8 protein-coding genes are annotated in these 8,093 nt (G+C 69.0%); 3 read left to right on the forward strand and 5 right to left on the reverse strand.

Translation table 11 applies throughout. The annotated features are described in order from the left end of the window. Nucleotides 1-566: hypothetical protein (locus tag G6048_RS45315; protein ID WP_165345457.1), on the reverse strand; the 566-nt coding region annotated here is incomplete at its 3' end. Nucleotides 567-842: 276 nt separating this feature from the next. Between G6048_RS45315 and G6048_RS45320 the strand changes: the two genes are divergently transcribed. Both G6048_RS45320 and kynU read left to right on the forward strand, forming a co-directional pair. Then, a complete protein-coding gene (locus G6048_RS45320) occupies nt 843-1,673 on the forward strand; it encodes a tryptophan 2,3-dioxygenase family protein (RefSeq protein WP_165345458.1) in 831 nt (276 codons plus the stop codon). After that, complete coding sequence (kynU, locus tag G6048_RS45325) at nt 1,666-2,850, forward strand: kynureninase (protein ID WP_165345459.1); 1,185 nt, start codon at nt 1,666-1,668, stop codon at nt 2,848-2,850. Before G6048_RS45320 ends, kynU begins: the two co-directional genes overlap by 8 nt. A gap of 103 nt (nt 2,851-2,953) precedes the next feature. Here kynU and G6048_RS45330 read toward each other — a convergent pair whose 3' ends face one another. From G6048_RS45330 to G6048_RS45340, 3 genes are all read right to left on the reverse strand, one after another. Beyond that, nucleotides 2,954-3,280: an SCO4225 family membrane protein gene (locus tag G6048_RS45330; RefSeq protein ID WP_165345460.1), complete on the reverse strand. Its 327-nt coding sequence runs from the start codon at nt 3,278-3,280 to the stop codon at nt 2,954-2,956. Nucleotides 3,281-3,370: 90 nt separating this feature from the next. Continuing rightward, nucleotides 3,371-5,242, reverse strand: coding sequence for a hypothetical protein (locus G6048_RS49025; protein ID WP_206342936.1), 1,872 nt, complete (start codon nt 5,240-5,242; stop codon nt 3,371-3,373). A 349-nt stretch (nt 5,243-5,591) separates the two neighbouring features. Then, nucleotides 5,592-5,756: a hypothetical protein gene (locus G6048_RS45340; protein ID WP_165345461.1), complete on the reverse strand. Its 165-nt coding sequence runs from the start codon at nt 5,754-5,756 to the stop codon at nt 5,592-5,594. 321 nt (nt 5,757-6,077) lie between these two features. On the opposite strand from G6048_RS45340, the gene G6048_RS45345 reads away from it, so the two are divergent. Then, complete coding sequence (locus G6048_RS45345) at nt 6,078-6,443, forward strand: hypothetical protein (RefSeq protein ID WP_408056238.1); 366 nt, start codon at nt 6,078-6,080, stop codon at nt 6,441-6,443. Nucleotides 6,444-6,887: 444 nt separating this feature from the next. Here G6048_RS45345 and G6048_RS45350 read toward each other — a convergent pair whose 3' ends face one another. Then, nucleotides 6,888-7,793, reverse strand: coding sequence for an alpha/beta hydrolase family protein (locus G6048_RS45350; protein WP_165345463.1), 906 nt, complete (start codon nt 7,791-7,793; stop codon nt 6,888-6,890). Between the last annotated feature and the right edge of the window lie 300 nt (nt 7,794-8,093).

Below are 8,093 nucleotides of genomic sequence, written 5' to 3' on the forward strand. Positions count from 1 at the left end.
GTGGGGTCATTCGGGTCTTCGCCCGGGTCGTTCTCGTCCGGGGCGTCCGGGTTCTCGTTGCCGGCGGGCGGCCCGGCGGCGGGCGGTGTCGTGGGCGTCATCGGGCGGTCGGGAGCGGGCCGGTCCGGGGCGGGGTTGTTGCCGCCGGCCGGCTCTTCCGCGGCTCCCTCGGGCGTCGGCGTCGGGCTTGGCCGGCCGGTCGAGGGAGCCACCGCCTCGGACCCTGCTGAATCGTTACGCCTACTCCTGCTGGACTCCGGCGCGTCCTGGCCCCGCCCCTCGGCGGCGCCGATGGACGCTTCGCGGTCCGGGTCGCGTAGCGGCATCAGCGTCTCGGGAGCGAAGGGTGCCGCCCCGGCGAGGCTCAGCCCGAGCGTCAGGCAGTACGTGACGCAGATGCCGCCCATACCCCACCCGACACGGCGGACCCAGCGGGGCCGACGCCCACTGGAGTCGACGAACACCGGGTCGCTCTCGGCTATGCCGCTGCTGTCGGTCTCGGTCGTGCTCTCGGTCGTGCTCTCGTTCCCGGCGCCTTCACATGCGCCTGAGGCAGAGTTCGTCACGGTTCCCCCCATGTCGAACGTTCAACTCCAAATGCCCAACCTAGAAGCCGAAATGAACGTCCGCAGGTGAGATGGGAGTCAACACACACTCCTCACAAGCTGTGTGTTCGCTGTACCGGCGATGTTCCCGGAGGAGCGGGTGCCCGGCCCGGTGTGACCAGGTCGCCCTTGCGATCCGGGGAAACGACTGCGCAAGATGCGGAGTGGGGACCGGGGCCCCCGTGTCGAAAACGGCAGGGGCGGACCGCTACCCGGAGTACACAACAGGAGACAGCGATGTCCCACGAGGCTGCAGAGCCCGAGACCCCGCATCTCGACTTCCACGGCACGACCCCGTACGAGGACTACGTACAGGCGGATGTGCTCACCCACCTCCAGCACACCCTCTCCGACGATCCCGGAGAGATGGTCTTCCTGGTCACGACCCAGGTGATGGAGCTGTGGTTCACGGTCATCGTCCACGAGTGGGAGACCGCGACGAACGCGCTGCGCGAGGACGACGTGCCGGTCGCCGTGGCGGCGCTGAAGCGGTCCGTACGGGAGCTGGAGGCGCTGAACGCCTCCTGGAAGCCCCTCGGCCAGCTGACCCCGGCCCAGTTCAACTCGTACCGCAACGCCCTCGGGGAAGGCTCCGGCTTCCAGTCCGCGATGTACCGGCGGATGGAGTTCCTGCTCGGCGAGAAGTCCTCGTCCATGCTCGTACCGCACCGGGGCGCACCCCGCGTGCACGCCGAGCTGGAGAAGGCACTGCATGAACCGAGCCTGTACGACGAGGTGTTGAGGCTCCTGGCCCGGCGCGGGCACGCGATTCCCGCCGCCGTACTCGAACGCGACGTCTCGCTCAGGTACGAGCCGTCGCCCGAGGTCGAGCAGGTGTGGGCGGCCCTGTACGCGGGCGACGACACCTCCGAACCGGCTCGTCTCGGCGAGGCGTTGACCGACGTCGCCGAGCTGGTGTGGCGATGGCGCAACGACCATCTGGTCGCGACCCGGCGCGCGATGGGCGCGAAGGCCGGCACCGGAGGTTCGGCAGGCGTGGCCTGGCTGGAGAAACGGGCGCGGAAGAACGTGTTCCCCGAGCTGTGGACGGCGCGGTCCTATGTCTGAACTGAGCATGAGGGCTGTGGAGTTGGACGCGGCCGATGAACTCGCCAAGCTGCGCACGCAGTTCGTACTCGACGACGTGGTGTACCTGGACGGGAACTCGCTCGGCGCGCTCCCGGCCGCCGTGCCCGGCCGGGTCGAGGACGTCGTACGGCGCCAGTGGGGCGAACTCCGGATCCGCTCCTGGGAAGAGAGCGGCTGGTGGACGGCGCCCGAACGGATCGGCGACCGGATCGCTCCGCTGGTGGGCGCGGCGGCCGGGCAGATCGTGGTGGGCGACTCGACAAGCGTCAACGTCTTCAAGGCGGTTGTCGGGGCGGTGCGGCTGGCCGGGGAAGGCCGGGACGAGATCGTGGTGGATGCCACGACGTTCCCCACGGATGGCTACATCGCCGAGTCGGCGGCCCGTATGACCGGCTGTACGGTGCGTGCGGTGGCCCCCGGTGACATACGGCCGGCACTCGGCCCGCGTACGGCGGCGGTGCTGCTGAACCACGTCGACTACCGCACGGGCCGCCTGCACGACCTCCCGTCCCTGACGTCCGCGATCCACGAGGCGGGAGCGGTCGCCGTCTGGGACCTGTGCCACAGCGCGGGCGCCCTGCCGGTGGGCCTCGACGAGCACGGCGTGGACCTGGCGGTCGGCTGCACGTACAAGTACCTGAACGGCGGCCCCGGTTCACCTGCCTTCCTGTACGTACGCCGAGACCTCCAGGACCGCTTCGACTCGCCGCTGCCCGGCTGGAACTCCCACGTAGACCCCTTCGGCATGCGGTCGGAGTACGAACCGGCGGGGGGCGCGCCGCGCGGCCGCGTCGGCACCCCCGACATCCTCTCCATGCTGGCGCTGGAGGCGGCCCTGGAGGTGTGGGAGGGGGTCTCGATCGCAACGGTCCGCGCCAAGTCCCTCGCGCTCACGGACTTCTTCCTGGAGTGCGTAGCGGCGTACGTCCCCGAGGGCCGCGTGGAGTCGGTGACACCGTCGGCCCATGCGGACCGGGGCAGTCAGGTGGCTCTGCGCTGCGATGACGCGCGCGAGGTGATGCGCCGCCTGATCGCCCAGGGCGTGGTCGGCGACTTCCGCGAACCGGACATCCTGCGCTTTGGCTTCACGCCGTTGTATGTGGGGTTCGGGGATGTGGAGAGGGCGGTGAGGGTGTTGGCGGGGGTGGTGGGCTGAGTCGTACTGCCTGCGCCTGCAGGTACGGCGGGGCCGCATCCGTGTGTGGCTCCGCCGCTGGCCTGTGGCTGTGCGCATAGCCGTGTTCGAAATCGATGGTGCGTCAGGCGTTGCTGATGCCGGCACGCTGCGCGGGCCGGTTACGGAACCAGCGGTACGCGGCGCCGAGTACGGACGCCTGGGCGACAGCTCCGACAGCGACTCCGATGAAGGGCAGCGCGCCAGGAAGGGCCAAGAACAGGAACGAGGTCGGAGCGGTGACGACGAACAGCCAGACGCCCGCAAGACTGGCATCCGCGTGCTCGACGAAGAGCGCGTCCACCCCGACCCAGACGCCGACGGCGGCCACGATGGCCAGATAGCCGAGAGCGGCAGGGTTCACCAGGTGGTGGCGAAGGGCCTGGGACAGGGAACGCGAAGAGGCAGCCATTTCCGAACTCCTTTGATGCGACACGGTGTTGCGTGGGCTGTTGAGGTCAACCATGTCGTGGGGGAGCGGCTGCGGCTTGAGTACGCGTACCTACCTTGGCTCGGCGATCGGACGTGTTTCTGTCTGGATGGGCAAGTCGGCGAGATCTTCGGCCTTGCGGGCCAGGAGGTAGGCGGGATGTCCATGACGTTCGGTGGCGTGGACGAGTGCGAAGCCCTGAACGTCCCGGTAGTAGCGGACCAGGCCCAGGTGCCCGCAGCCGCGCCGTACCCACTCCTTGTCTGTGCGGGCCGCGTGTCCGAGTGCCCACCAGGCGATCAGTGCACCCGGGCGTTCGGCTCTGCGGGCCGGGTCGGTGAAGGTGGTGGCGAGGAAGAGCGCCGGTTCGGCACGCTCGGCGTCGGTCCAGCCCCAGTGTGGGGTCTCCTCGTACAGGCTGGTGCAGCCGATCAGGCGCCCATCGACATCGGTCATGGCCCAGACCGGAGACTGGTCGTCGGCGGCTTGGGCGGCGATCTGGTCGGCACGGTCCGGCAGCTCCTCGCCGCCCTCCAGACCGCGCCGGACCATCCATGCGGCACGGTCGCGGATCAGAGTGGCGTAGGCGGGAACATCGGTTGCTGTGGCCGGTCGCATGACATACACGATGTCTCTCCAGGGCTGGTCACGAGCGGGTGTTGCGGGCTGCGAGGTCGGCGGTGATGACGTCGGCGAGCCGGTCGTCCGTCTCCAGGTGGTGCCCTCGCGGATGCGGCGGACGGCTTCGGCGAAGGTGTCGGGGTCGATCAGCTTGGCGTCGATGAGCGGAGAGCCATCCTTCAGGATGCGGTCGGCGTGCGCCGGGATGTGGTCGCGCAGGGCCTTGTACATGACGTGGGTGAAGTTCTCCGGGAGCCGGGGTCGCACCACGTCTTCGGACAGGCCGAGGTGGGTGAGCCGGCTGCGGTGCAGGGTCTTGTCCGAGCGCCAGTCGCGGGGCAGCCATTCACCGAAGCGGATCATGGCTGGGTCGGCGAAGGGGTGGATGGGCCAGATCCCCGCGTCCAGCAGAAGCGGCGCGGCGGAGGCCAGCGCCAGCAGAGTCATTTCGTTGACGACCGTGGGCGGGGCGGTGTCGGCTTCGGCGTCGAGGAGAACTTCGCGGGCCACGGGACCGAGCCAGGGTGTGGTCTGGTGAGCGGGGCCGACTGGCAGGTGTGGGGCCTCGGTTGGGGTCAGTGCCAGCATTTCGTCACCACCGATACCGGTGATCACCGTGCGGACGCCGTGAGCGGTGAGCGCTTCCACCAGGGCGGCGGTCGCCTCGTGGTACGACTCCTCGTACGGGTTGACGAAGCCGCCGAGCGCCCGGCGTCCGGTGGGGTGCAGGGGTGCGAGGGCACCAGCGTTCATGGTCACGTCCGCGCGGAAGTTGGCACGGCGGATCATCTCCTGGCGGCGTCGGCGTTGCTGCACTCCGCCGGGGCCGGGCAACAGCATGGCGGAGGCCAGGATGCGGCCGGGGTAACGGAGCGAGGCGTGGGTGCCGGTGACGGCGGAGTCCATGCCGCCAGACAGGTGCGCTGTGGTGGTGTCCGGGTCGAAGACATGCCGGTCCAGGACTCCGTCCAACAGTTGCTCGTAGGCGGCCAGTACGTCGGCGTCCGGCCGGAGTTCGCGGGCGGTCGAGTGGCGGGCTGCCTCGGGCATCCGGAAGGAGAGAGAGCCGCCGTCGAAGGTGGCGGCGGCCCGCTCGGTGAGCCGGTACAGACCGGTGAAGCAGGTGCGGTGGGTGTAGCGGAACCACAGGCCCAGCAGACGGGTGGTTTCCACGACGTCCAGGTTCACGGTTGGTAGGCGGCGGGCGGCGGCGGCCATGTTCCACGAGCCGTACAGGATCCCGTTGTTGGCGGTGAGGTAGACGGGTGCGGTGCCGCGGATTCCGGCACTGAGGGATACCTGGCCGGTCCTGGTGGCCTCCACAGTGGCGAAGTCGAGCGGCCATCGGCGGGCTTCGTCCAGGAGACGGTGCTACCCGGCCGTCGGCAGTTCGACCACTGCCCGTCGCCCGTGGTCCTCCCGGTCCGGAAGGAGTTCACGGACGGTGATGAATGTGGCCCCCCGTCGAGCGATCGGCCGCGGTGAGGCAGTCCAGGGCGGGGTGGGCGAGGGGTTCGATCCATGACCGGCCGGACTCGAGGCGGCTCCCGTTCCAGGTCCAAGACCCATCCAGGCTCGGCGGGTTGATCTGCAGTTTCAACACGGTCTCTCCCAGGATCACGGGCGGGACGGTCCGGGGCGCGAGCAGCACCCCGGACCATCCCGCCCAGGTTCAGACGCGGATGGTGTCGTACTGGTGGTGGGTGTCGCTGGAGCCGGGATCCTTCTTGTAGGCGAAACGCTCGGCCAACTCCGGTACGTGGTATTGCGGTTCGTCCGTGAAGATGCGGCTGCCGATCTGGGTCGCCAGCGCGGTCTGTTGCTCTAGGTGCGCCATCGCTTCTCCTGCTTTCTTTTCTCGGGTTCCGGATTGATGTCGTCGCGTCTCGCCCGCTGCTTCGGGAAGGAGCGAGCGAGGTGATGCACCATCCGGTGCCGGGCGACACGGCTCCGGCATCGGACGGCAGTTCGCTACGGTCCGCTGACCTCCTGCGCCACCTCGGGCTGGTTGGCGGCCAATGGCGTCTGGCAGTGAACGCACCGAGCGGTCTTGTCCTCCCAGATCACCAGGCAGGAGCAGCCGGGGCACCTCTTGATCTCTTCGCCGTCGATGACGACGGGCTTGGCCGGGGCTGATCTCAGCCGAGAGGGAAGCAACTTGAGCAACGACAACGGCCGCGTCTTCCGAGAAGCCTGGATCGCGGGAGTCACCAAGCACTACCCCGGCGAGCCCAAGCCCAGCTACATCACCCCCTGGGACGACACTCCGGACTGGGAGAGGGCGGCGGCTGCGGCGGTGTACGAACAGGTACGCCAGTTCATCGAGATCAGCGGCGGAATGACGCGAAAGCTCACCCGCGAGCAGCGCGGCCACTTCATCGCCACCTGCTGGATCGCCCAGGTGTACCGGCACATCGAAGACCCGAAGCCCGGATACGTCGCTGATTACGCCGACCTGCCCGAGTGGCAGCGTGAGACGGATGCCGACATCTTCGACACCATCGAGGACCAGCTGCGGCGTTAGACGCAGTTCGTTTGGTCCCGGCCATTCAGTGGAATTGGGTCAGTTGACGCTCTGACAGCAGAAAGGTGGCAGGGCCTGGCCATGGGTAAATCAGCAGCAGGCAGGAGAACGATCTTAGCTGGACTCGGGTGGGGAACGGTGGCAGTCTGCGTATCGGTTCCTGTCCGCGCCCTCGTCTACGACGACCCCGTGTTGTCACTAACCCATGTGACCACCTTCGTGGTCGTCGGCGTCGCTACGGCAGCGGCAACCTTCTACAGCAACTACCGGAGGGCAGGGAAAACCTCCTCTTGACTCCAACCGTTGGTACGGGGGCTCTGCTTCGAGGAGCCCCCCCGGTACCAACGCCGGCCCGAGCACCGCGAGGATCCGCGTACCGCTCAGTGCGACGCCGCCCGCAGCAGGCACACCCACGCCCGGTGACATCCACCATCGACCACCGGCTCACCAGCCCAGCTGCGCGATCTCCTCCGCCACCACCGCGCACGCGTCCGCAGCCGGATCGATCAGCGGGAAGTGCCCCACGTCATCGAGGAGCGTGAGCCCCACCACCTCTCCGGCCTTCGCCGCCGCGTCCGCGTACGACTCGGCGACGGCCTGGGGCACGACGACATCGGTCCGGCCCTGTACCAGGGTCGTGGCGATTCCGGTGGGCAGGAGGAGAGCGGGATCGGCGTACGGCTGCCGTTCGGCAAACTGCCCTTCCCCGCCCAGGAGTTGAAGAACCGCGCCGGCGCACACGTCCAGCTTCTCGGCGACGGCGAAGTCCGCGATCGGAGCGAGCGCGACGACACCGCGCAACGGCGCCGGCCGCTCCGTCCGCCAGGGTGCGTCCTCCGGCAGCAGATGCCGGGCGGCGGCCCACAGGGCGAGCTGCCCGCCCGCCGAGTGCCCGGTGATCACCGTACGGCGCGCATCGGCCTGCGGCAGGGCCTCCCGTACGAGACCGGGGAGCGCGTCGAGCGCCGCCGCGACGTCGTCGAAGGTGTCCGGCCAACGCCCCGCGACGGAACCGTCATCGCCCTCCCTCGCCTCGGCACCGCCCCGCCGGTACTCGACATTGGCCACCGCGAACCCGCGCCGAGCCAGGAAGTCCACGAACGGGGTGATGTGCCGACGGTCGTACGCGGCCCGCCAGGCGCCCCCGTGCAGTACGACGACGAACGGGGCCGACTCCTCGCCCCCACGCGGGGCGTAGAAGTCGATCACCTGGTCGGGATGGTCGCCGTACGCGGCGGTGGTGTCTGGATCGACAGGCGGATGCGAGAAAGCCGACTCCTCCTCGGCTGCGGTCCGGGCAGCGACGGCGTCCGGTTCCGCGGCTATGCGGGCTGCGTCGTCCTCCGGCATGCTCCAACCTCTCAGCGCTGTTCGAACGTTGGCCGGACGGTACCAGCCCCTTGACGTGGGCCGACATGGGGCTGTCCGGCTGTGGCGGGCGGTGGCGAACGGTGACCGGTCAGTCCGGATATGAGCACAGCAGCCACTCCGGTCTGGCCGCCCGGTGATACCCGTAATACCTGAGAGCTACTTCCCAGGTGAGCTCCCTGGCGGGACGCCGACCACGAGGCCGCGTCCGTAACTTCCTTTCCAGTTAGGCCCGATGAGCGGGTCGGTGAGCTGGGAGTGGGGGGGACGGCGTCATGGGGG

The organism is Streptomyces ureilyticus, from assembly GCF_011045025.1.
In the GTDB taxonomy this organism is placed as follows: domain Bacteria; phylum Actinomycetota; class Actinomycetes; order Streptomycetales; family Streptomycetaceae; genus Streptomyces; species Streptomyces ureilyticus.

What these genes read in the sequence shown, in the direction of transcription:
- G6048_RS45320 (WP_165345458.1), top strand. Translation starts at nt 843, where the DNA reads ATGTCCCACGAGGCTGCAGAGCCCGAGACCCCGCATCTCGACTTCCAC.
- kynU (WP_165345459.1), top strand. Translation starts at nt 1,666, where the DNA reads ATGTCTGAACTGAGCATGAGGGCTGTGGAGTTGGACGCGGCCGATGAA.
- G6048_RS45330 (WP_165345460.1), bottom strand. Translation starts at nt 3,280, where the DNA reads ATGGCTGCCTCTTCGCGTTCCCTGTCCCAGGCCCTTCGCCACCACCTG.
- G6048_RS45340 (WP_165345461.1), bottom strand. Translation starts at nt 5,756, where the DNA reads ATGGCGCACCTAGAGCAACAGACCGCGCTGGCGACCCAGATCGGCAGC.
- G6048_RS45350 (WP_165345463.1), bottom strand. Translation starts at nt 7,793, where the DNA reads ATGCCGGAGGACGACGCAGCCCGCATAGCCGCGGAACCGGACGCCGTC.